Genomic DNA, 21205 nt, shown 5'->3' with positions numbered 1-21205 from the left:
TTCAGCGCAGGGACGCCAGCAGGGGTGGCAGGCGTTCCGCCAGGTTCTCGTACTCCTCCGGGCGGTTGTAGATCTGGGCGCTCAGCCGCAGCCAGCCGCGGCCGCCCCAGGCGTTCACCGCGACCTCGGTCGCCAGCTTGTCGGCGATCTGCTGGCGCAGGGCATGCGCCTCCGGCTGCGTCGTGGCGATCCCCGACGGCAGCGGCAGGATCCGCATGGCCGCCTCGGCCGCGCCGGGTTCCGGCAGGTCGGAGGGCGCCAGGCCGAGACTCGCCCCGACCAGCCGCTGACCGTACGCCGCGAGCGCCGCGTTGTGCCGCCGCACCGCTTCGACGCCCAGGGTGCGCAGCGTAAAGAGCCCGGCCGGCGCGGCCAGCCAGGGCGAATAGTCCATGGTGCCCTGCGATTCCACCGACATCGGGAAACCGGATTCTTGCTCCCAGGACACGACGAGCGGCTCGATCCGCCGGCGCCAGCCGGGGGCGACGGCGAGCAGGGCGGTGCCCCGCGGGGCGAAGGCCCACTTGTGCAGGTTGCCGACCCAGAAGTCGGCGCCGAGCCGGTCGACCCGGACGGGCAGCATGCCGGGCACGTGCGCGGCGTCGACCAGCACCGGGATCTCGTGCTCCCGGGCGGCCGCGGCGATCGCGCGCACCGGCAGCACCTTCGCGGTCGGCGAGGTCAGCTGGTCGATGATCAGCAGCTTGGTCTTGCCGGGCCGCAACGCCCCGCGGATCCGCGACACCACCTCGCCGTCGGAGGCATCCAGCGGCAACGCGACGGTCCGCGCACTGGCCCCGTCCCGCCGGCACTGCCGCCGCACAGCGAACGCGTTGGCGCCGTAGCCGTGGTCGGTGAGCAGCACCTCGTCACCGGACGTCAGCCGGACCGACTGCAGCACCAGCGAGACGGCCGCGGTGGCGTTCGGCACCAGAGCGCTGCCGTCCGGGTCGGCGCCCAGAAAGTCGGCCAGATGCCGTCGGGTATGGACGATGCGGTCGGTCAGCCCCGGCGCAGCGAAGAACGACATCGGATTGCGCTCGACCTCGTCCCGCAACCGCTGCTGGGCGCGCTGCACCCCGATCGGGACGGCACCGAAGGACCCGTGGTTCAGGTAGGCGGTGGCCGGGTCGAGCGAGAAGAGGAGCCGCGCTCCCGGGATGGGCGGGGGCGGATCTCCGACGCTCACGCTCCGATCGTACGTGGTGGCGGCGGGTCCGTCGCGGCCGTTCCCCAGACGGGACGACCCGAGAGTCGTGGCTGGCCGGCGGTCGGGGTCAGGCTCGGGGGTGGGCTTGCTTGAAGGCGGCGCGGAGGCGCTCGGTGGAGACGTGGGTGTAGATCTGGGTGCTCGACAGTGAGGAGTGGCCCAGGAGGTCCTGGACCGCGCGCAGGTCGGCGCCTCCGTCCAGCAGGTGGGTGGCCGCTGAGTGGCGCAGGTCGTGCGGGCTGGTGTGGGGCAGGCCCACGGCCTGGGCGGCTGCGGCCACGATCCGGCGGACCACGGTCTGCTGGAGCCGGCCGCCGCGTGCGCCCAGGAAGACGGCATCGCCGCTGCCGGGACGGACCAGGGGCGGGCGGCCGTGGCGCAGCCAGTCGTCGAGGGCCTTCTCGGCCGGGATGCCGTACGGGACCATGCGTTCTTTGGCGCCCTTGCCGAAGACCCGGATCACCCGGCGGCCCTCGTCGATGTCGGCCGTGTCCAGGCCGCAGAGCTCGCTGACCCGTACGCCGGTTGCGTAGAGCAGTTCCAGGACCGCCCGGTCGCGTACTGCATGGGGGTCGGCCGTGGTGACGACCAGGTCCGCCGCCTGGTCGGCGCGCAACACCGACGGCAGGTCGCGGTGTGCCCTCGGGCTGGCCAGCTGCGCGCCGGCGTCGGCCGGGCAGAGCCCGGACCGGTGCGCCCAGGCGGTGAAGGTCCGGGCCGCGGCGGCCCGACGTGCCTGAGAGGTACGCGCGGCGCCGTCGGTCATCCGCTGCGCGAGCCAGCCCCGCAGCACCGTGATGTCCAGGTCGGCCGGGGCGGCACACCCGGCAGCCGCAGCGTGGTCGAGCAGCGAGACGACATCTCCGACATAAGCTCGCACAGTGTGCGCCGAGCGGTTGTCGACGCGGGCCAGGTGCACCGCGAAGTCGTCGACCGCGGAACGCATCGCGGGCGGCAGCGATTCGTGTACGTCACGGGTGCTCACTGTTCTTGCTCCACGCCCTTATCATTCCGCCTTGGGGAGGTGACGTGTCAGCAGCGCGCGGACGGGCCGGGCTGGGCGGGGCGATCATGCTGGTGGCGGTCCTGACGGCATGTTCGGCGTCGCCGGATCCGGTGGAGCCACGGCCGACCACCCAGGCGGTGGCCACGAACGCGGCGCTGGGTGACGCGCCGCCGCCGGGAGCCGCGTCACCGTCGCCGGAGCCGCCGGAGAAGGTCAGCGAGGCGAACTTCGTGTCGCCGTCCGGCAACATCGGCTGCTACCTGGACGAGTCGGGGGCCCGCTGCGACATCGTCCGCAAGAACTGGCAGCCCCCGCCGGCGCCGGCTGACTGCGATCTCGACTGGGGGTCGGGCATCTCCGTGCACCAGGCGGAAGAGGCGACATTCACGTGTGCTGGTGACACTGTGCTGGGTGGGAAGCAGATGCTCGCCTACGGCAAGTCGCTCCGGGCCGGGGACTTCCTGTGCAGCAGTGACAGCAAGGCGATGCGCTGCGAGAACACCGAGTCCGGTCACGGGTTCACGATCGCGATCGAGCAGTACAACCTGTTCTGATTTTTGTCGGACCCGGCTCATAGGGTCGGTGCATGGCGAGGTGGCAGGAGATCGAGGACGAGTTCGCCGAGTTCGCGGCGAAGGTGCGGGCCCGCTTCGACGCGGGGACCAACAAGACGATCGCGACGTTGCGCCGGGACGGTGCGCCGCGGATCAGTGCGACGGAGTTGACGTTCGACAACGGCGAAGTGACGTTCGGCATGATGGGCGGCTCGATGAAGCTGCTCGACGTGCGGCGCGATCCGCGGATAGCGGTGCACAGCCCGACCCTCGAGCCGCCGGTGGACGCACCGGAGAAGTGGCTCGGCGACGCGAAGCTGGCCGGCAAAGCGGTGGAGATGCCGCCGCCAGGGGAGGAGCCGGTGCCGGGGGCAGGCTACTTGCGGGTCGACGTGACGGAGGCGTCCCTCACTTATCTCGGGGTGCCCGCGGATCACCTGGTCATCGAGTCGTGGGATGCGACCCACGGATACCGCCGCCGGACTCGGAAGTGAAGGGCCGCACCCGGCTCAGGGGCGGGTCAGCTGGACCCGGTCCGCCGGGTGCACGGTCGTGGTGCCGTCCGGTGCCGTGATCACCAGGACCGGCACGCCTTCGGCCAGCCGGTAGGCACGGCGCTCCGCGTCGGTCGGCATGCGGGCGCCGGCTTTCTCGCCGCGGCGCAAGGTGATGAGCTCGGTCGGCTCCGGGACACGGACGAAGGTCCCTCGTGGGCGGTCGACCGTGACCAGGCCCTCCGTGCGGAGCTGGCCGATCGCCTGACGCACGGTGGTGCGGCTGATGCCGTGCTCCTGGGCCAGCCGCAACTCGCTCGGCAGCGGCTCGCCGGGTGCGAGGGCGCCCGACTGGATCTGGTCGCGCAGGAGATCGGCGAGCTGGCGGAAAACCGCGCGATCAGCCGAGGGGTCGATCATGACCTTTACGGTACGTCATCGTATTGCCGGTCAGACGGTTACCTGTGGTGAGGAGGGGCGGGATGGTGGAGATCAGCCTCTTGACCGAAGAGGATCACGCTGAGTGGGAGGCTCTCACCCGGCGCTACAACGAGCACTTCGGCACCGAGATCAGTGACGAACTCTATGACCGGACCTGGCGCCGGATGGTCGCCCGCGACGAGATCCGCGGGGTCGCCGCCCGGCTCGACGGGACGATGGTGGGTCTGGCTCACTACTACTTCCACACCAGCCTGTGGGGAGCCGGCCGCTGTTATCTGGCCGATCTGTTCGTGGCTCCGCAGGCCCGGCGGCAGGGCGTGGCCAGGGCCATCCTGCACTGGGTCGCTCGGGACGCGGAAGAACACGACGCGCCCCGTTTGTACTGGAACACCACGTTGGACAATCGCGATGGGCGGGCGCTGTACGACACCTTGGCGGACTACAGCGGCTTCATCGTCTACAACTACCGACGTGATCAGGGAACGGGCGGGTAGCGCGAAAGCTGTGCCGAAGCGCGGTCGCGGCCGTGGCGGTGTGGGTGCCGCGGACGTCGCGGTGATGATCACGGCAGGCGGCCGATCGCGGCATACGCGACCGCCTGGTAGGGGGTGGCCTCCGGCTGCGGGTCGCGCTCCGGGCGCCACTCGACGGTCGACACCAAGCCCGGCTCGACGAGCTCCAAACCGTGGAGGAACGCCGCGACCTCCTGGCGAGTGCGTGCCTTGAACGGTCCGTGGTCCCTGCTGTCCGCCAGCTCGGCGAGCTGCGCGGCCGTCCTCGGTTCGAGCGGGTCGTAGGTGACATGGGTCAGGGCCACGTACGAGCCGGGGGCCAGGGCGGCTCTGATCTGGTCGACCGCCGCGTGGGCCCGCTGGTCGTCGACGATGAAGTGCAGCACGGCCAGGAGCAGCACCGCGATCGGCTGGCTGAAGTCGAGCACCTCGCGGGTGGTCTCGTGGCTCAGGACCGTACCGATGTCGGTCAGGTCGCCGTCCAGGAACTGGATCGTGCCTTCCGGGCTGCCGATGAGCAGCGCGCGGGAGTGGGAGCCGACCAGTTCGTCGCAGTCGACGTACACGATGCGGCTGGTGGGGTCGACGGCTTGGGCGACCTCGTGCACGTTCGGCTCCTGCGGCAACCCGCATCCGATGTCGAGGAACTGTCGCACGCCCTGCTCGGCGAGGTAGGCGACCTGACGTTCCATGCACCGGCGTAGTTCCCTGGCCGCCAGGCGGATGCTGGGCAAGGCCTGCTGCAAAGTCGCGGCGGAGTCACGGTCGGCCCGGAAGTTGTCCTTGCCGCCCTGCAGATCGTTGTAGCGGCGGGCCGGCGACGGACGGGTTACGTCGATCGGACTCTCGCCGTAGGCGGCGACGTGACGCGTGAGGTCACGTCGCCGCTCCGCGATCAGGGCGTCGGGGTCGCGCGGATCGGGTGAGGGTTTCGTCATGGCGATCGGGGTCCTAGGTCGAGCGTCGGGCATGGCCTGGGGAGGGGCGTGGGGTCGTCAGCCGTTCCGCGCAGGTCTCCACATGCGGTACAGCACGGTGTCGCCGGTGACCGTGATGGCCGGCGGGTCCATGTCCCGGTAGCCGTGCCGCCGGTAGAGGGCCCGGTTCTGCAGACCGGTGGCTTCCAGGTAGGCGGGGGTGCGGTCGGTGTCGAGCCGGCTGTGGGTGTGGTCCATCAGCCGGCTGCCCAGCCCGTGGCTCCACCGGTCGGGGCGTACGGCGAGGAACAGCAGGTGCCAGTGCGGGTCGGTGGGGTGGTGGGCTTCCATCTGCAGATCGAGGTGCTGGAAACGGGGCAGGTGCTCCCCGGCGAGATCGGCCAGGTGTTTCTCGTACCCCTCGGGCTCGTGCGCTTCGTGGGTGCGGTCGAACCAGACGGCGGCGGCGCCGGCGTCTGTGGTCACGACGACCTGTCCCGCGCCGTTGATGGCGTGGGTGACGTAGAGGCGGTACCAGTCCCGGGTGATCGTCCGGCGCCGGGACGGGTCGGGGACGAGATAGTGGATGACCTTCAAGTGGTCGAACGCGTCGGCGATGATGTCGGCCACCGTGTCGATGTCGTCCGGCCCGGCGAGGCGCAGCGTCGGGGTGGTGTCGGTGCTGGTCATGCGGGTGGGTCCTTTCGGTCAGAGGATGGCGGACAGGCCGGAGGACGAGGCGGTGGCGCTGCGGGCACCGCGGCCGATGCCCTCGTAGACGTCGGGCCGGGTGCGCCGCAGGATCAGGCCCCAGGCGGTGCCGGCGCCGAAGATCGTCAGTAGAGCGATGGGCACGATCCGGGCGGGGCCGGTGCCGGGGGTGACGCCGTAGAGGCCGGCCAGGTTGTCGATGGCGAGGTAGGCGACGACCAGCAGGACGGTGGTGGCGAGCAGGGGTGCGATGCGGCGTTGCCACAGGTTTTCGCCATGGGTGTTGCCGGTGAAGAAGCCGATGACGGCGATGCTGGTCAGGGTGTAGAGCAGCAGGATGCCCAGGCCGCCGGTGGTGGAGCCCCAGTAGAACAACTGCACGAGGGGGTCCCAGCCGGCGATGGCGTAGAGGATCAGCACGGCCAGGGCGAGGGTGGTCTGGGCCAGGGAGGCGTTGCGGGGTGCGCCTTTGATGGTGGTGCGGCCGAACAGCCGGGGGAGGACGCCTTCGCGGCCGAGGGCGAAGGTGTAGCGGGCGATGGCGTTGTGGAAGGCCAGCAGCGCGGCGATCAGGCCGGTGCCGAGCAGGATCTTCCCGACGGTGACGGCGGCGTGGCCGAGCATGACGGTGGCTTCGTTGAAGAACAGGTCGGCGCCTTCGGCGGCGGCCCGGTCGATGGGCTTCGGTCCGGCGGCGGAGATCTGCACCCAGGAGGCGAGGGCGTAGGCGGCGCCGATGACGGCGATGGTGACGTAGGTGGCGGTCGGGATGGTGCGTCGGGGGTCTTTGCTTTCCTCGATGTAGACCACCGATTGTTCGACGCCGGCGAACGAGGTCGCGCCGAGCACGATGAGCACGCCGAGGCTGGGTCCGGACAGGTCGCTGATGTTCATGGCCGGGCCGGAGAACGTGAAGCCGGAGGTGAACATGATGGCCAGGCTGTAGAGCACGACCAGGGCGGTTTCGGCGATGACGAGGAAGACCAGGACGTAGCCGGAGAGTTTGACCTCGTTGGCGCCGAGGAGGGCGACCAGGGCCCAGGCGAGGACGGCCGGGATGAACCAGTGCACGTCGAAGCCGAGCCAGTCGCTGAGCAGGGGTGCGCCGATGGCGGCGCCGAACGCGCCGTAGCAGCAGAGTTGGAAGCTGGTGTAGGTGGCCAGGGCGAACCAGGAGGTGCCGACGCCGAACGGGCGGCCGATGCCGTGGGCGACGTAGGCGTAGAACGCGCCGGCGTTGGGGATGTGCCGGGCCATGGCGAGGTAGCCGACGGCGTAGATCATCAGGATGGCGGCGACGGCGATGATCGCGATCGGAAAGCCCAGCAGTCCGGTCGCCGCCAGGGCGAGGGGCACGACGAGGGTGATGACGGTCAGCGGGGCCACGGACGAGGCGATGGCTGAGCCGATGGCGAACGGGCCGAGCCGGTTACGTGCGAGCGCGTAGGAGACGCTGGTCTGGACGACAGAGGGAGGTGCGGACACCGGGGGTTCCTCCTGCAAAAGGGTTGAGGGGTAAGGAGATGCGTGGGGTGGTCAGCGCATGGCGGCCTCGCCGATCGCGGCGTCGGCCGCGTGCAGCAGCTCGCGCAACATCGCTCTGATGCCGGGCTCGTGGGGGTCGGCCAGACCGGTCTGGATCTGCTGGGTGAGCAAGGACCGCTCGTACGGCGACAGCGTGGCCAGGGCGTGGTGGTGCAGCCCGGTGGCCAGGAACAGACCGGCGAGAATGACGTCGGCCCTGGGCAGGGCTCGTCCGGTCTGCACGGCGTGCGTGATGGAGTTCGCCGGTGTCCCGGACGCGTACGAGTCGAAGGGCACGTATCGCACCGTGGTGCCGCCGAACAGCCGGCGGTGCTCTTCCCGCTGGACCAGGCCGGTGCGGGACAGCCGGTCGAGAACTCGGGCCTCCGCGCGGCTGTCGTAGGCCAGGTAAGAGATCCACGCGTTGAGTGGGTGGCCGGGCCGGCGGTGCCGGGTCTCCTGCTGCACCGGCGGTGGCCAGGCACCGCGTTCCCAGGCCCGTGGTCCCCACTGCTCCTCGTGCGCTGTCGCCCGTACCTGCGCCGGGGCCGGCTGGGGAGGCCAGGTCTGCTCCTCGGCCTGCATGGTGACCAGCACCGGGCGCAGCGCCGGATCGCTCGGCAGGGCGGCCGCCCCGTCCTGCGTGCGGAACAGTTCGCCCTCGCGCAGCTCCAGGAACCGGCCGTGGATCAGCTCGGCCAGCAGCCCGGTGGCCAGCCCGACCCCGAGCGGCCAGTCACCGATCAAGCAAGCGCCTTTGACGCCGTCGTGCGCGGCGAGCCACAGATCGTCGGTGAGCCGCGTCGGCTCCGCTGACGGCATGACGATGTTCCTTTCTGCGTGGGGAGTTCGCGGTCGAAGGCGTAGCGGAGTAGCGACCGGTGCCGGCTCCGGACCGGGCGCTCAGCGGGCGGACAGGCGGGGGACGCCGGCGCACGTCCGCCGGGTGTCCTCGCCTGGGTCGAGGTCCGGCTCTGGGCGCCACCACCCTGGGGTCAACAGTCCGGGGTCGACCAGCAGCAGCCCGTCGAACAACCCGCCGATCTGCGCGGTGGGGTGGGGAATCGGCGGCGTGGTGACATCCGGGTAGGGAGCATCTGCAGCGTTGCCGGTCGCTTCTGGTCGGCTGTTGCTGAGATGTGTCAGCGTCACGTAACTGCCGGGTGGGGGCGCTTCGACATGGGCTTTGCGCGCCCCGGAATTGGCGGCCTGGGCGACCTCGTATGTGGCGGCCTGGGCGACCTCGTGCGTGGCGGCTTGAGCGACCTCGTATGTGGCTGCCTGAGCGACCTCGTGCGTTGCCGCGTGAGCGACGCCGTGTGTGGTGACCTGGTGCGCCGAGTGGGCCGGTGCGCGAGCGGTGCCGGGCCCGGTCGGTGCGCTTGCTGGCCAGCTCGCCTGGTGGTGCCAGGCACTCGCGACGTCCGGCATGCTGACACTTCTGGTGTCGCCGCCCGGCTGCAGGCGGGTGACCGGTGCATTTCGTTTGTTCCGGGCCGGAGGGAACGGCAGTCGTGGTGCGGGGACCAGGCGGTCCACACATGGGGCTGAGAGTCCGCACGAGCAACGTCGCCACCACGATCGCCAGACGCGTTTGTGGGACGGCTCGTGCGGGACCGGGTCAAGACGCCGCCTGCGACGAATGCTCATCCGGCCGCCTTTCCGGGGGTCCGATTGTCAGGGTTGGCCATCCGGCTTCCGGCTCTCGAGGCTGCGCCCGTGCGCAATGGCCGTGAACCCGCGACCAACCGGCGGACGGTCGGCTTGGGAAGTCATGCGGTCACCGTAGTTGACGAGCGACTAGCTGTCCTTTGCGAAGTTGACCCATGACTAATAGTCATACGTCTACGGTCGATCATGTGGGAAGCAAGCCGATTCGATTGATGGGCGCGCACGAGATCCGCCTTCGCCTGGGTGGGGTCAGTCGTCAGCGCGCGTACCAGATCACCAGCAGGGCGGACTTTCCCGCGCCTGTCGCCGATCTGGCCCAGGGCAAGGTGTGGGCGACCGAGGACGTCGAGGCCTGGATGAAGGCGCACCGGCGGGACGTCGACGACGCCGAGGCCTGACGCCGCCGTCTACACCGGATCCGGCGGCGCTCGTCTGGCCGGGCGGGCCAGTGCCACGCCGTCGCTCCGGCGTACCACCAGGCCGGCCATCTCCAGCAGGGAGAGCCGGCGCAGCACCGTGCGTACGCCCAGCCCCGCCCTGGCCGCCAGTTCCTCCGGGCCGACCGTTCCGCGGCGGGGGATCGCCTCCAGCACCAGCGCGGAATCCTCGTCCAGGTCGTCCCGGGCGTGATCCCGGCCCCGGGGTATCTCTGCCAGGTACTCGCCGATCCGGCCGACTTCTTCGAGCACCTGGGCCGGGCCGGTCACGACGACCGTCTCCGGATGCCGGCGCAACAGCTCATGACAGCCCACCGACATCGCTGACGTCACCGGGCCCGGTACGACCATGGCCCGCCGCCCCAGCGCGACCGTCCTGCTCAGGGTCTGCACCGCGCCGCTGCGGGCGGCCGCCTCGACGATGACCGTTCCCACTGTCGCCGCCGCGATGACCCGGTTGCGGATCAGGAACCTGTGCCTCAGCGGGTCCGAGCCCGGCGGCCACTCGCTCATCAGCAGACCGCTTTCCGCTATCTGCTCGAACATGGCGGAGTTCCCCACCGGGTACGGCCGGTCGACCCCGCACGCCAGCACGGCAACCGTCAGCCCGTCCGCCGTCAGCGCCGCCCGGTGCGCCGCCGCGTCGATGCCGAACGCGCCGCCGGACACCACCGTCCAGCCGTGGTCGGCCAGCCCGTACGCGAGCTCGTTCGTCACGTGGATGCCGTAGCTGGTCGCCGCGCGGGCGCCCACCACCGCGACCGAACGAGCGAATGCCTCGTCGAGCCGCCGCGCGCCCCGGACCCACAGGCACAGCGGCGGGCGGACGTCACGGTTGATCCGGTCGCCGCCGTCGAGTTCGAGGGTGCTGAGGGTGTCCACGCCGTCCGGCCACTCCGGATCGGCGGGGACCACCACGCGAGCGCCCAGCCGGTCGGCCCGGCGCAGCGTCGCCTCGGCCAGCCTGCGCGGGTCGCCGGCGCTCGACCGGGAGATGACAGCGGCGCGCAATGTCGACTCCGGGATGTCCCCCTCCAGCAGCCGATGGAGTGTGGCCTCGGCCCCTCCCGCCTGCACGAGCTGCCACACGGCCCGGTTGCCGGGCTCGGCCAGCCAGGTGAGGGCGACCCGCGCCATCCGGTCGGCGTCGTCGCCGGGTCGCGACCCGCTCATGCCGCCCTCCCGCCGTCGTCGTCCCCGGACGGGATCGGGGAGGTGAGGGTCAGCCAGGGCCGGCGTCTGCGGCGGTGCCGCCCGCCGAGCGGCCACCTGGTCAAGGCCCTCGACCCGCCCTCCGGCCACAGCGGGAGGACTGGTGCCAGCTCCGCGCCCGATGCGGCCGGATCCCGCGCCGCACCAGACTCCGCAACGACCCGTGGCGAGGTCAGCGCCGCGGATTGCCGGGCATCCCGGGGCGAGGAGGGTGACAGCTGCTGGTCAGGTCTGGTCTCTTCGGTCATGGGCCTCTCCCATTCGTAGTTGTGCCGCCTCGTGGACGTGCGGGCCCGTCGGCCGGTCCCGCCCGTCCAGATCCGCGATAGACCAGGCGAGTCGCAGGATCCGGTCGAATCCCCGCGCCGACAGCGACCCCCGGTCCAGCCCCGCCCGCAACGCCGCCGTGTCCTTCGCCGCGAGTCGCCACGGCGGCCGCCGCAGGTGCGAACCCGGCACTTCCGCGTTCACCCGCCACCCCGCCTCCGACCACCGTTCGGCGGCCGCCGCCCGCGCTCGGGCCACCCGGGCCGCCACCACGGCCGATGACTCGGCGGGGCCGGCGGTCGTCATCAGCTGGGCGGCACTCAGCGGCTGGATCCGGATCTGGATGTCGATCCGGTCGAGCAGGGGGCCGGACAGTTTCGCCAGGTACCGGCGGCGGGCCGTGGCCGAGCACACGCAGAACTGGTCGCCCGCCGGGTTCGCGCACGGGCACGGGTTCGCCGCCAGCACCACCTGCACCCGGGCCGGATATTCGGTGCTGCCCCGGGCCCGGGCCAGCCGCACCCGCCCGCTCTCCAACGGCTGGCGCAGCGCCTGCAGGGTCGCGTTGGCGAACTCCGGGGCCTCGTCCAGGAACAGGACCCCGCGGTGCGCCAATGACAGCGCGCCCGGCCGGGCCAGGCCCGAACCCCCGCCGACCAGCGCCGCCAGGCTCGCGCTGTGGTGGGGTGCCTGGAACGGCGGGCGGCGTACCAGGCCGCCGTCCGGTGGGAGCACGCCCGCGATCGACTGCAGCGCTGTCACTTCCAGGGCCGAGGTGTCGTCCAGCTCGGGCAGGAGTGACGGCAGGCGCTCGGCCAGCATGGTCTTTCCCGCGCCGGGCGGCCCGATCAAGGCGAGGTGGTGGCCGCCGGCCGCCGCCACCTCGAGCGCGTATCGACCCAGCTCCTGCCCGGCCACGTCGGCCAGGTCGGGTCCGCCGGAGGCCGGCGCCGGCTGCGCGGGTGGCGGCTCCAGCAGGCGGTCCTCGCCCCGGACGTACGCGACCAGCCGGTGCAGCGAGTCGACCCCGCGCACCGTCATCCCGGGCACCACCGTCGCCTCGCGGGCGTTGCCCAGCGGCACGATCACCCGGCTGATCCCCGCCCGCGCGGCCGCCGCCACCATCGGCAGCACCCCGCGGATCGGCCGCACCGCGCCGTCCAGGCCGAGCTCGCCCAGCACCACCACGCCCTCCAGCGGTGCCGGTGGCAGCTCGCCCGCCCCGGCCAGCAGCGCGCACGCGATCGCCAGATCGAACGCGCTGCCGTGCTTGGGCACCGTGGCCGGCAGCAGGTTCACCGTGATGCGCCGGTTGGGCCAGTTCTGACCCGAGTTCACCACCGCCGCCCGCACCCGGTCGCGGGCCTCGTGCAGCGCGGTGTCCGGCAAGCCGGTGAGGACGACCGCCGGCAGGCCGGGCGACAGGTCCGCCTCCACCTCGACCAGGTGTCCTTCGACGCCGACGAGCCCGACGCACAGCACCCGCGCGTAGCTCACCTAGAACGCCGCTCGGACGTGCTCGACCACGGTCGCTCCGCGCGGCTGGGGGAGCACCGCCACGACGTCGAAGCGGACCTCCCGGGGGCGCACTCCCGCCTGCTCGAGCCAGCGGGCCGCCAGCCGGCGCAGGCGACGGACCTTGGCCGGGCGGATCGCTTCGGCCGGCGTGCCGAAGGAGGCGCCGCGGCGGGTCTTGACCTCGCAGAAGACGACGTCGTCACCGTCGCGCAGGATCAGGTCGACCTCACCGTCGGCGCAGCGCCAGTTGCGGGCGAGCACCACCAGGCCCTGATCGCGCAGATGCCGTTCGGCCAGTCGCTCGCCGTACGCGCCGACCGCCCTTCTCTCGGTTGTCATGGCGGCGACCGTCGCGCATCCGGGGGTCCTCGCGCGGGACCGGTTGTGGACAGAGGGCGATTGTGGATAACCGCAGCGTCATCGTCGGCATCTGATAAGTCCCAGCGGTGGCATCCGGACCCCGCGTCACCTACGGTGCGAAATCGTGGAAGGACATCGCCGGTACGCCGAAGAGCCGGAACCCAGCTGGTACACGGGGCAGCGGGCAACCGAGGTCCCGAGCCCGTACGCAGCTCAGGTGCCCGAGACGAACCCGTACGACTCGGCTGTGCACGAGCGTCCCAGTGGTGCGTTCCGGTTGCCGGACCAGCGCTCCGCCGACCCGTACTCGGCGCCACCGGCCGGTTATGCGTCCCCCGATCCGGTGACGACCTCCGGCAGCCACGCGTTGTCGTCCGCCGATTCCGGCTCGATCCGGATCCCCGTACGCGGCCCGGAATATCCGGCGGTCCGGCCGAGCAGCGGCGCCACGTCGCTCGCCGACGCCCCGGCCGTGTCCACGGTCACCACGACCACCACGTACGGCGCCACGCCGGAGCCCCCGCCGCCGGCGGCCTCCCCCTACAACGAGCCGACCAGCATGGTTCCGATGACGGGCGGAGGCGTGCGCGCCGGAGCCCCTGACCCGGTGTACCGCTCGCGCCGTCCGGTTTCGGCCATGATGTTCGCCGGCGTCACCGTCGTCCTGTTGATCCCGGCGTTGCTCTTGCTGATCCGGGCCGCGTTCATCGACGACGCCACTGCCCGGGGCGTCGTGCCCGCGGTTCTGCTGACCCTCGGGCTTCCGCTGACCGGTTTCGGGTTGTACTCGCTGGCCGGTGCCGGCCGGGCGAGTGCTCGTGAGGCCTGGCTGCGCCCGCCGCTCGCGTACCTTCCGATCGGTCTGGTCCTGCTGCTGGCCGCCGCGCTCGCCGTCGCTTAATCCGACAAAAGGCCCGGAATTCGGGCGGCGTCCGCCCGGAAGCGGGCCGCGTCGCTCACGGCGTATGCTTGTCGACGGCGACCGCCCCGTGCGGTCGACTTCGCGCGCCTTCTGCACGAGCCATGATTGATCACTCACCGGCTGCACCTGTCCGGCGAGGGTCATGAGCCGTCAGCGACGGTCCTCCCTGGTCCCGATCCTTTCGGGCCCGCCTGGGCCGGCGACCGGGCGCCAGGACGCACACCGCCGGTGAGCGTGACAACCAGGGAATAGCAGGGAGCAATTCACCATGGCCGTCGTGACCATGCGTCAGCTGCTGGAGAGCGGTGTCCACTTCGGGCACCAGACCCGGCGCTGGAATCCGAAGATGAAGCGATTCATCATGACGGAGCGCAACGGCATCTACATCATCGACCTGCGCCAGACCCTCGACTACATCGAGAAGGCCTACGCCTACGTGCGGGACACCGTCGCCGAGGGTGGCCACATCCTCTTCGTCGGCACCAAGAAGCAGGCCCAGGAGGCGATCGCGGAGCACGCGACCCGCGTGGGCCAGCCGTACGTCAACCACCGCTGGCTCGGTGGCATGCTGACCAACTTCCAGACGGTGTACAAGCGGCTCCAGCGCATGAAGGAGCTCGAGGCGATCGGCGACCTCACCGGTACCGCCGCCGGCTACACCAAGAAGGAGACCCTTCAGCTGTTCCGTGAGCAGACCAAGCTCACCAAGACCCTCGGTGGTCTGCGGGACATGACGAAGGTGCCGTCGGCGATCTGGGTCGTCGACACCAAGAAGGAGCACATCGCCGTCGACGAGGCCCGCAAGCTGGGCATCCCGGTCATCGCGGTGCTGGACACCAACTGCGACCCGGACGAGGTCGACTTCCCGATCCCGGGCAACGACGACGCGATCCGCTCGGCCGAGCTGCTGACCAAGGTCATCGCCGCCGCCGTCGCGGACGGTCTGATCAAGCGCTCCGGCCGCAACCGCGGCAACGCCGACGACAAGCCCGAGCCGGGCACCGTCGCCGCCGGTGAGCCGCTGCCCGAGTGGGAGCGCGACCTCTACGAGGGCGCCGACAAGAAGGCCGCTGACACCGAGACCGCCACCGCGCCGGTCGCCGGGGAAGCCGCGCCCGCCGTTGCCGGCAACGACGCCACCTCGGCCGTCGACGCCGTTCCGGACAACCCGACCGCGGTTGCCGAGCCCGTCGCCGCCACCGCGGAGTAACACCTCAAGGACGCCGGCCGCCGCCCCGCGGCGGCCGGCCCCCGGAAGATCCCGGACCTCAAGCATCGAGAGAGAGTCATGGCCAACTACACCGCCGCGGACGTGAAGAAGCTCCGCGACCTCACCGGCGCCGGCATGATGGACTGCAAGAAGGCGCTCGACGAGTCGGACGGTGACTTCGACCAGGCCGTCGAGTTCCTGCGCATCAAGGGTGCCAAGGACGTCGGCAAGCGGGCCGGCCGGACCGCCGCCAACGGCATCGTGGCGCACTCCGGCAAGGCGCTGCTCGAGCTCAACTGCGAGACCGACTTCGTCGCCAAGACCCCCGACTTCGTCGCGCTGGGTCAGACCCTGGTCGAGCACGGCGAGCAGGCCAAGCTGGCCGACGCCGCCGCGCTGCTGGCCTCCACGCTGGCCGACGGCCGCGCCGTGGCCGACGTGATCCAGGACTTCTCGGCCAAGATCGGCGAGAAGATCGTGCTCAACCGCTTCGCCATCCTCGACGGCAACGTCGCGGTCTACCTGCACCGCAAGGCGCAGGACCTGCCGCCGCAGGTCGGCGTGCTGGTGGAGTACACCGGCAAGACCGACGAGGCCGGCGACGACGACGCCCGCGCGGTCGGCATGCAGATCGCCGCCATGCGGCCGAAGTTCCTCACCCGCGAGGAGGTGCCCGCCGAGACCGTGGAGTCGGAGCGTCGCATCGCCGAGCAGACCGCGCGCGAGGAGGGCAAGCCCGAGCAGGCGCTGCCCAAGATCGTCGAGGGCCGGGTGAACTCGTTCTTCAAGGACTTCGTCCTGCTGGAGCAGCCGTCGGTCACCGACAACAAGAAGACCGTCAAGCAGGTCACCGCCGATTCCGGGATCGAAGTCACCCGCTTCGTCCGGTTCGAGGTCGGCCAGGAGTAATCCAGGCACCAGCGCACTGCGCGGGAGGCCGGGACGCGAGACAAGCGCCCGGCCTCCCCGTCACATAGGGTCTCGGAGTCAGCGAAGGAAAGGGCGGACCGGCATGACGATGGTGACCGAGCAGGCTGTCGTGATGGACGAGGTCACGGCGCCCCGGGCCGAGCGGCCCCGGCGGGTCGTGCTGAAGCTCTCCGGTGAGGTCTTCGGCGGCGGCGCGGTCGGTGTCGACCCCGACGTCGTGCAGGGCATCGCCCGGCAGATCGCCACGGCCACCCGCCGCGGCGTGCAGATCGCGGTCGTCGTCGGTGGCGGCAACTTCTTCCGCGGCGCCGAGCTGCAGAAGCGCGGCATGGACCGCAACCGGGCCGACTACATGGGCATGCTCGGCACGGTCATGAACTGCCTGGCCCTGCAGGACTTCCTCGAGAAGGAGGGCATCGAGACGCGGGTGCAGACCGCGATCACGATGGCCCAGGTCGCCGAGCCGTACATCCCGCTGCGCGCCATCCGGCACCTCGAGAAGGGCCGCGTCGTCATCTTCGGCGCCGGCGCCGGCATGCCGTACTTCTCCACCGACACGGTCACCGCCCAGCGCGCGCTGGAGATCCACGCTGATCTCGTGCTGATGAGCAAGAACGGCGTCGACGGGGTCTACACCGCCGACCCGCGGACCGACCCGGACGCCCGCAAGATCGACCACATCACCTTCGCCAGCGTGCTCCAGCAGGGCCTGCGCGTCGCCGACCAGGCCGCGTTCAGCCTCTGCGAGGAGAACGGCCTGCCGATGCTGGTCTTCGGCGCCCAGGGCGACGACACGATCGTCCGCGCCGTCAGCGGTGAGAAGATCGGCACCCTGATCACCACGTGATCCCGCGCTTACCCCACACTTTCGCAACGACCACGAGGAACAAGGAGGCGACGGAGCGGTGATCGACGAGACCCTCTTCGAGGCCGAAGAGAAGATGGAGAGCGCGGTCGAGCACGCCAAGGAGGAGTTCGCCGCGATCCGTACGGGCCGTGCCACGCCGGCGATGTTCTCCAAGATCGTCGTCGACTACTACGGCGCCCTGACCCCGATCACCCAGATGGCCTCGGTCGGCGTGCCGGAGCCGCGCATGGTGATCGTCAAGCCGTACGACGCGTCCCAGCTGGGCCCGATCGAGCGCGCGATCCGCGACTCGGACCTGGGGGTCAACCCCAACAACGAAGGTACGCAGCTGCGGATCAACCTGCCCCAGATGACCGAGGAACGCCGCCGCGAGATGATCAAGGTGGCCCGCACCAAGGCCGAGGAGGGGCGCGTGGCGATCCGCAACGTGCGCCGCAAGGCCAAGGAGCAGCTCGACCGTCTGGTCAAGGACGGCGAGGCCGGCGAGGACGACGGCCGCCGCGCCGAGAAGGAGCTCGACGACGTCACGCACCGCTATGTCGCGGTGGTCGACGAGCTGGTCAAGAACAAGGAAGCAGAGCTGCTCGAGGTCTGATGTCGTACCTCGAGCCCCGCGGTGGGCAGACCCCTTCCGGTGGCCGGGCGTCCGGGCAACCCGACGTCCCGGCCCCGTACGGCCTCGACGGGCCCGCCGAGGAGCCCGACCCGTACGCCGCGCACCGCCGCCAGGCCGCCCAGGAGGCAGCCGAGAGCGGCCCGGTGTGGAACGCCTTCACGCCCGGCCCCGAGCCGGTCGCCCCGCCCTGGGATCCGCCGGTGGCCGCCACCTCGACGTCCCAGGCCGAGTGGGAGCTGACCGCGACCGAAGCGGAGGGATCCCGTGGGCCGGGCCGGCGCCGCGCCGGGCGTGGCGGCAAGCCACCGGTGAAGCCGGCCGGCCGCGCGGGCCGCAACCTGCCCGCCGCCATCGCGGTCGGGGTCAGCATGATCCTGGTCGTCCTGGCCTCCCTGTTCGTCTGGAAGCAGGCCTTCCTCGGGGTCATCGCGCTCGCCGCCGGCCTGGGCATCTGGGAGATGGTCCGGGCGCTCAAGGTCACCGGCGCCCGGCCGCCGCTGATCCCGCTGGTCGCCGGCGGCGTGCTGATGACCGGCCTGGCCTGGTACGGCAGCACCGACGCGCTGATCCTCGGCCTGGTGGTCACCGTCCTGGCCACGCTGCTGTGGCGGGTGGCCGACGGCCCCCAGGGTCTCGGCAAGGACTTCGCCGCCACCGCGCTGATCGCCGTCTACGTGCCGTTCCTGCTCAGCTTCGGCGTGCTGCTGGCCAAGCCCGACGACGGCCACTACCGGGTCCTGATCACCCTGCTCGCGGTGGTGCTGTCGGACACCGGCGGTTACGCGGCCGGCGTCTTCTTCGGCAAGCGCCCGATGGCCCCCACGATCAGCCCCAAGAAGTCCTGGGAGGGCTTCGCCGGCTCGGTGGTCGCGGCGGCTGTCGGCAGTTCCGCCCTGGCGTACTTCCTGCTCGACGTCCCGTTCTACTGGGGCCTGCTGTTCGGTGCCGTGCTCTCGGTGGTCGCCGTGGTGGGCGATCTGGCGGAGTCGATGCTCAAGCGCGACATCGGCATCAAGGACATGAGCAACCTGCTGCCCGGTCACGGCGGCCTGATGGACCGGCTCGACTCGATCCTCTTCGCGGTGCCGACGGCTTTCCTGCTGCTCTGGCTCATCGCGCCGCCGGGGTAGGCATGTGTGCCCGACGTGGGAGACTGGATACGCCATGACGATTCTTCCGGTCATCCCGACCAGCCCCGACACCCCCGACGCGGTGGTCACCCGCCGTCGCCCCGCGATGCCGCCGCGCCACCTCGCCGACCTTGACCTGGCCGGCCGTCGCGCCGCCGTCGCCGAGCTCGGCGAGCCCGCGTTCCGTGCCCAGCAGCTCTCCACCCACTACTTCGGGCGGCTGGTGCGTGACCCCGCCGCGATGACCGACCTGCCCGCCGCGTCGCGCGCCAAGCTCACCGAAGACCTGCTGCCCATGCTGCTCACCCCGCAGCGCGAGCTGGCCTGTGACGACGGCGCGACCCGCAAGACGCTGTGGAAGCTGCACGACAACGCCATGGTCGAGAGCGTCCTGATGGGCTATCCCGACCGGATCACCGCGTGCGTGTCCAGCCAGGCCGGGTGCGGCATGGCCTGCCCGTTCTGCGCCACCGGCCAGGCCGGCCTGACCCGCAACCTATCCGTCGCGGAGATCGTCGACCAGGTCGTCTATCTCGCCGGTGTCGCCGCCTCCGGCGCGGTGACCGGGTCGCCGCCGCGGCTGTCCCGGGTCGTGTTCATGGGCATGGGCGAGCCGCTGGCCAACTACCCGCGGGTGATCGAGGCCGTGCGCCGGCTGGTGGCTCCGGCCCCGGAGGGCCTGGGTCTGTCACAACGGCACATCACCGTCTCCACCGTGGGCCTCGTGCCCGCAATGCGGCGGTTGATCGCCGAAGGGTTGTCCGTGACTCTTGCGCTGTCCCTGCACGCCCCCGATGATGATCTGCGCGATGAGCTTGTGCCCGTCAACCAGCGTTGGAAGGTGGCCGAGGTGCTCGATGCCGCGTTCGACTACGCGGCGCAGACCGGTCGTCGGATCTCCATCGAATACGCCCTGATCAGGGACGTAAACGATCAACCCTGGCGTGCCGACCTGCTTGGCCGGCTCCTGCACGGCAAGCTGGCGCATGTGAATCTCATCCCGCTCAACCCGACGCCGGGCAGCAAGTGGGACGCCAGCCCCAAGCCGGTCGAGCGGGAGTTCGTCCGCCGGCTGCGCGACGCGGGCGTGGCGACCACGGTCCGAGACACCCGGGGGCGGGAGATCGACGGTGCATGCGGCCAATTGGCCGCAAGCGAGCTGACGGTGGTGGACGCTGGGGGCGCCGTCGCCGACGCGGAGGTGGCACGATGACGGGGCTCAGTTCCCTGCGGACGCTGATTTGGGAGACGTTGTGACGAGTCAGGGACAGCGTTTCCGGCGGCGCGCGCTGCGCCGCGGTTACAAGGTCGACGAGGTCGACGCTTTCCTGGACCGGGTCGAGGCGACCCTGGCCGGCGAGCAGTCCGGGGCGCCCGTCGGTGCCCAGGAGGTGCACGACGTCGTCTTCCGCGTGCGCTTCGGTGGCTACGACGAGTGGCAGGTGGACCTGCACCTGGACCGGGTCGAGCGACAGCTGGCCGAGTTCGAGGACCGCGGCGGGCGGGCCTCCGACCCCCGGATGACCCCGGAGCGGATGCAGCCGGAGCCCATGCGGGGCGGCATGCCGGGCGACCGGATGAGCCAGGCGCTGGGCCGGTCCGCGCCGCCCACCGAGCGCCTGCCCGCACCGGTCCGCGACGACCGGCAGTTCGCCCGCGAGGACCAGTACGCCCGCGACGACCAGTACGCCCGCGAGAGCCAGTTCGCCCGCGAGGACCCGTACGGCCGCGAGGACCGGATGCAGCCGCAGCAGCTCCCGCAGCGCCCCCAGATGCCCGCTCCGGACCCGTACGGCCGCTATGAGGAGCCCGGGTACGGTCAGCCGCAGCAACAGCAGCGGCCCCCGGCTCCGGCGGGCTACGACACGGGCAGCTACGACGGCTTCGAGCCGGGCCGGCACGGCAAGACCGACATGACGGCCGAGATCCGCATGCCCGACCGGGACCGGGGTGGCTTCGGCGGCCCGTCGCCGATGAGCGCGCCCCCGATGAGCGGCCCGCCGATGGGCGGCCCCCCGATGGGTGGCGGCCCCGGCGGCAGCCCCGAGCTCTACCGGGTCGATCAGCTGCGCCGCACGTTCCAGCCGCGCCGGTTCGGCAGCGGTTACGACCCGGTGCAGGTGGACCGGCTGTTCGAGAGCATCCTGCAGGCCATGACCGGCCGCGGCCCGATGCCCGTCCCCGAGAACGAGCTCGACACGCTGCAGTTCGGGCTGGTTCCGGGTGGCTACTTCGAGGCCGAGGTCGACGCGGCCCTGCGCGAGGTCAAGGACATCCTGCTGCGCCACCGCTGAGCACGTACGGCAAAGGCCCGCCCCCGTCGGGGAGCGGGCCTTGCTCGTGTCCGGGGGTTACTGGTCGTTCGGCCGCAGGCCGTTGCGGCGCAGCACGACGTCGATGATGACGATGGCGATCAGCCCGACGGCGATGCCGATGATCCAGATGTTCTCGGTGTTGCCCTCGTGGTTTCCCACCAGGTACAGCAGCAGGACCACGGCCGCGCCGATCGCGCCGCGCTGAGCGCCCTTGCGATTGCCCGGCTTGAGCTGGTCGGGCGCGTAAACCGGCTCGTTCTCGGCTGCCACTGTCGGTTCCTCCTCAGGCACGGACACATCTGCCGTCCAGTCTGACACGGGGCCGATGCGGGCATCCGGGCAACCCGGCGGTACCTTCGATGCCGTCGGATATGGGTGAA

At 71.2% G+C, this 21205-nt stretch carries 24 protein-coding genes; 12 read left to right on the top strand and 12 right to left on the bottom strand.

The annotated features are described in order from the left end of the window. Position 1: 1 nt before the first annotated feature. Together ACWEOZ_RS35185 and ACWEOZ_RS35180 are read right to left on the bottom strand one after the other, a co-directional pair. Positions 2–1189, bottom strand: a complete 1188-nt coding sequence (locus ACWEOZ_RS35185; RefSeq protein ID WP_451914978.1) for an aminotransferase class V-fold PLP-dependent enzyme — start codon at positions 1187–1189, stop codon at positions 2–4. Between the two features lie 88 nt (positions 1190–1277). After that, on the bottom strand, positions 1278–2156 hold the full coding sequence (locus ACWEOZ_RS35180; protein ID WP_451914997.1) for a tyrosine recombinase XerC: 879 nt from the start codon (positions 2154–2156) through the stop codon (positions 1278–1280). Between the two features lie 83 nt (positions 2157–2239). Here ACWEOZ_RS35180 and ACWEOZ_RS35175 point away from each other — a divergent pair, with 83 nt between their 5' ends. Together ACWEOZ_RS35175 and ACWEOZ_RS35170 are read left to right on the top strand one after the other, a co-directional pair. Continuing rightward, entirely contained in the window at positions 2240–2770 is a 531-nt protein-coding gene (locus ACWEOZ_RS35175) for a DUF6636 domain-containing protein (RefSeq protein WP_451914977.1), read from the top strand. Between the two features lie 32 nt (positions 2771–2802). Beyond that, positions 2803–3264, top strand: coding sequence for a pyridoxamine 5'-phosphate oxidase family protein (locus ACWEOZ_RS35170; protein WP_451914976.1), 462 nt, complete (start codon positions 2803–2805; stop codon positions 3262–3264). Between the two features lie 15 nt (positions 3265–3279). Here the strand turns inward: ACWEOZ_RS35170 and ACWEOZ_RS35165 are convergent, their stop codons facing one another. Further along, complete coding sequence (locus ACWEOZ_RS35165) at positions 3280–3684, bottom strand: GntR family transcriptional regulator (protein WP_360549911.1); 405 nt, start codon at positions 3682–3684, stop codon at positions 3280–3282. 62 nt (positions 3685–3746) lie between these two features. On the opposite strand from ACWEOZ_RS35165, the gene ACWEOZ_RS35160 reads away from it, so the two are divergent. Then, a complete protein-coding gene (locus tag ACWEOZ_RS35160; protein WP_451914975.1) occupies positions 3747–4199 on the top strand; it encodes an N-acetyltransferase family protein in 453 nt (150 codons plus the stop codon). Between the two features lie 68 nt (positions 4200–4267). Here ACWEOZ_RS35160 and ACWEOZ_RS35155 read toward each other — a convergent pair whose 3' ends face one another. The 5 genes from ACWEOZ_RS35155 to ACWEOZ_RS35135 all read right to left on the bottom strand — a co-directional run bounded on the left by ACWEOZ_RS35155 (position 4268) and on the right by ACWEOZ_RS35135 (position 8800). Further along, positions 4268–5155 carry an SAM-dependent methyltransferase gene (locus tag ACWEOZ_RS35155; RefSeq protein ID WP_451914974.1) on the bottom strand — a complete coding sequence of 296 codons (888 nt, stop codon included), beginning with the start codon at positions 5153–5155 and terminating at the stop codon, positions 4268–4270. Between the two features lie 57 nt (positions 5156–5212). Next, positions 5213–5824, bottom strand: a complete 612-nt coding sequence (locus tag ACWEOZ_RS35150) for a GNAT family N-acetyltransferase (RefSeq protein WP_451914973.1) — start codon at positions 5822–5824, stop codon at positions 5213–5215. Positions 5825–5842: 18 nt separating this feature from the next. After that, the gene (locus ACWEOZ_RS35145; protein WP_451914972.1) at positions 5843–7330 is read right to left on the bottom strand and encodes an APC family permease; all 1488 of its coding nucleotides are present in this window, start codon (positions 7328–7330) and stop codon (positions 5843–5845) included. A gap of 51 nt (positions 7331–7381) precedes the next feature. Continuing rightward, positions 7382–8191 (bottom strand): GOLPH3/VPS74 family protein, encoded by an 810-nt coding sequence (locus tag ACWEOZ_RS35140; protein ID WP_451914971.1) that lies wholly within the window; start codon positions 8189–8191, stop codon positions 7382–7384. Positions 8192–8272: 81 nt separating this feature from the next. Next, the gene (locus ACWEOZ_RS35135) at positions 8273–8800 is read right to left on the bottom strand and encodes an SAM-dependent methyltransferase (RefSeq protein ID WP_451914970.1); all 528 of its coding nucleotides are present in this window, start codon (positions 8798–8800) and stop codon (positions 8273–8275) included. Positions 8801–9252: 452 nt separating this feature from the next. On the opposite strand from ACWEOZ_RS35135, the gene ACWEOZ_RS35130 reads away from it, so the two are divergent. Next, entirely contained in the window at positions 9253–9438 is a 186-nt protein-coding gene (locus ACWEOZ_RS35130; RefSeq protein WP_451914996.1) for a DNA-binding protein, read from the top strand. Positions 9439–9447: 9 nt separating this feature from the next. On the opposite strand, the gene dprA is transcribed toward ACWEOZ_RS35130, so the two are convergent. The 3 genes from dprA to ACWEOZ_RS35115 form a co-directional block, all read right to left on the bottom strand. Next, entirely contained in the window at positions 9448–10650 is a 1203-nt protein-coding gene (gene dprA / locus ACWEOZ_RS35125; RefSeq protein ID WP_451914969.1) for a DNA-processing protein DprA, read from the bottom strand. 264 nt (positions 10651–10914) lie between these two features. Further along, positions 10915–12453 carry a YifB family Mg chelatase-like AAA ATPase gene (locus ACWEOZ_RS35120; protein WP_451914968.1) on the bottom strand — a complete coding sequence of 513 codons (1539 nt, stop codon included), beginning with the start codon at positions 12451–12453 and terminating at the stop codon, positions 10915–10917. Next, positions 12454–12813 carry a YraN family protein gene (locus tag ACWEOZ_RS35115; protein WP_451914967.1) on the bottom strand — a complete coding sequence of 120 codons (360 nt, stop codon included), beginning with the start codon at positions 12811–12813 and terminating at the stop codon, positions 12454–12456. 238 nt (positions 12814–13051) lie between these two features. Here ACWEOZ_RS35115 and ACWEOZ_RS35110 point away from each other — a divergent pair, with 238 nt between their 5' ends. The 8 genes from ACWEOZ_RS35110 to ACWEOZ_RS35075 all read left to right on the top strand — a co-directional run bounded on the left by ACWEOZ_RS35110 (position 13052) and on the right by ACWEOZ_RS35075 (position 20804). Further along, positions 13052–13735 carry a hypothetical protein gene (locus ACWEOZ_RS35110; protein WP_451914966.1) on the top strand — a complete coding sequence of 228 codons (684 nt, stop codon included), beginning with the start codon at positions 13052–13054 and terminating at the stop codon, positions 13733–13735. Between the two features lie 289 nt (positions 13736–14024). Continuing rightward, positions 14025–14966 (top strand): 30S ribosomal protein S2, encoded by a 942-nt coding sequence (rpsB, locus tag ACWEOZ_RS35105; protein WP_451914965.1) that lies wholly within the window; start codon positions 14025–14027, stop codon positions 14964–14966. Between the two features lie 78 nt (positions 14967–15044). Next, positions 15045–15875: a translation elongation factor Ts gene (gene tsf, locus ACWEOZ_RS35100; RefSeq protein ID WP_451914964.1), complete on the top strand. Its 831-nt coding sequence runs from the start codon at positions 15045–15047 to the stop codon at positions 15873–15875. A gap of 133 nt (positions 15876–16008) precedes the next feature. Next, complete coding sequence (gene pyrH, locus ACWEOZ_RS35095) at positions 16009–16743, top strand: UMP kinase (RefSeq protein WP_433732242.1); 735 nt, start codon at positions 16009–16011, stop codon at positions 16741–16743. A gap of 58 nt (positions 16744–16801) precedes the next feature. Beyond that, positions 16802–17359 carry a ribosome recycling factor gene (gene frr / locus ACWEOZ_RS35090; protein WP_360549888.1) on the top strand — a complete coding sequence of 186 codons (558 nt, stop codon included), beginning with the start codon at positions 16802–16804 and terminating at the stop codon, positions 17357–17359. Continuing rightward, complete coding sequence (locus ACWEOZ_RS35085; protein ID WP_451914963.1) at positions 17359–18510, top strand: phosphatidate cytidylyltransferase; 1152 nt, start codon at positions 17359–17361, stop codon at positions 18508–18510. Before frr ends, ACWEOZ_RS35085 begins: the two co-directional genes overlap by 1 nt. A gap of 34 nt (positions 18511–18544) precedes the next feature. Further along, a complete protein-coding gene (gene rlmN / locus ACWEOZ_RS35080) occupies positions 18545–19723 on the top strand; it encodes a 23S rRNA (adenine(2503)-C(2))-methyltransferase RlmN (RefSeq protein WP_451914962.1) in 1179 nt (392 codons plus the stop codon). A 40-nt stretch (positions 19724–19763) separates the two neighbouring features. Beyond that, positions 19764–20804 (top strand): DivIVA domain-containing protein, encoded by a 1041-nt coding sequence (locus tag ACWEOZ_RS35075; protein ID WP_451914961.1) that lies wholly within the window; start codon positions 19764–19766, stop codon positions 20802–20804. 57 nt (positions 20805–20861) lie between these two features. On the opposite strand, the gene ACWEOZ_RS35070 is transcribed toward ACWEOZ_RS35075, so the two are convergent. Then, positions 20862–21116, bottom strand: coding sequence for a DUF2631 domain-containing protein (locus ACWEOZ_RS35070; protein ID WP_451914960.1), 255 nt, complete (start codon positions 21114–21116; stop codon positions 20862–20864). Positions 21117–21205: the final 89 nt, after the last annotated feature.

The sequence above is a fragment of the Actinoplanes sp. NPDC004185 genome, assembly GCF_053603475.1.
This window is presented reverse-complemented; position numbering and strand designations above follow the sequence as displayed.

Coding starts and splice junctions, on each gene's coding strand:
- ACWEOZ_RS35180 (WP_451914997.1), bottom strand. CDS start 2,156: ATGCGTTCCGCGGTCGACGACTTCGCGGTGCACCTGGCCCGCGTCGAC.
- ACWEOZ_RS35170 (WP_451914976.1), top strand. CDS start 2,803: ATGGCGAGGTGGCAGGAGATCGAGGACGAGTTCGCCGAGTTCGCGGCG.
- ACWEOZ_RS35165 (WP_360549911.1), bottom strand. CDS start 3,684: ATGATCGACCCCTCGGCTGATCGCGCGGTTTTCCGCCAGCTCGCCGAT.
- ACWEOZ_RS35160 (WP_451914975.1), top strand. CDS start 3,747: ATGGTGGAGATCAGCCTCTTGACCGAAGAGGATCACGCTGAGTGGGAG.
- ACWEOZ_RS35155 (WP_451914974.1), bottom strand. CDS start 5,155: ATGACGAAACCCTCACCCGATCCGCGCGACCCCGACGCCCTGATCGCG.
- ACWEOZ_RS35150 (WP_451914973.1), bottom strand. CDS start 5,824: ATGACCAGCACCGACACCACCCCGACGCTGCGCCTCGCCGGGCCGGAC.
- ACWEOZ_RS35140 (WP_451914971.1), bottom strand. CDS start 8,191: ATGCCGTCAGCGGAGCCGACGCGGCTCACCGACGATCTGTGGCTCGCC.
- ACWEOZ_RS35135 (WP_451914970.1), bottom strand. CDS start 8,800: ATGCCGGACGTCGCGAGTGCCTGGCACCACCAGGCGAGCTGGCCAGCA.
- ACWEOZ_RS35130 (WP_451914996.1), top strand. CDS start 9,253: ATGGGCGCGCACGAGATCCGCCTTCGCCTGGGTGGGGTCAGTCGTCAG.
- dprA (WP_451914969.1), bottom strand. CDS start 10,650: ATGAGCGGGTCGCGACCCGGCGACGACGCCGACCGGATGGCGCGGGTC.
- ACWEOZ_RS35115 (WP_451914967.1), bottom strand. CDS start 12,813: ATGACAACCGAGAGAAGGGCGGTCGGCGCGTACGGCGAGCGACTGGCC.
- rpsB (WP_451914965.1), top strand. CDS start 14,025: ATGGCCGTCGTGACCATGCGTCAGCTGCTGGAGAGCGGTGTCCACTTC.
- tsf (WP_451914964.1), top strand. CDS start 15,045: ATGGCCAACTACACCGCCGCGGACGTGAAGAAGCTCCGCGACCTCACC.
- pyrH (WP_433732242.1), top strand. CDS start 16,009: ATGGACGAGGTCACGGCGCCCCGGGCCGAGCGGCCCCGGCGGGTCGTG.
- ACWEOZ_RS35085 (WP_451914963.1), top strand. CDS start 17,359: ATGTCGTACCTCGAGCCCCGCGGTGGGCAGACCCCTTCCGGTGGCCGG.
- rlmN (WP_451914962.1), top strand. CDS start 18,545: ATGACGATTCTTCCGGTCATCCCGACCAGCCCCGACACCCCCGACGCG.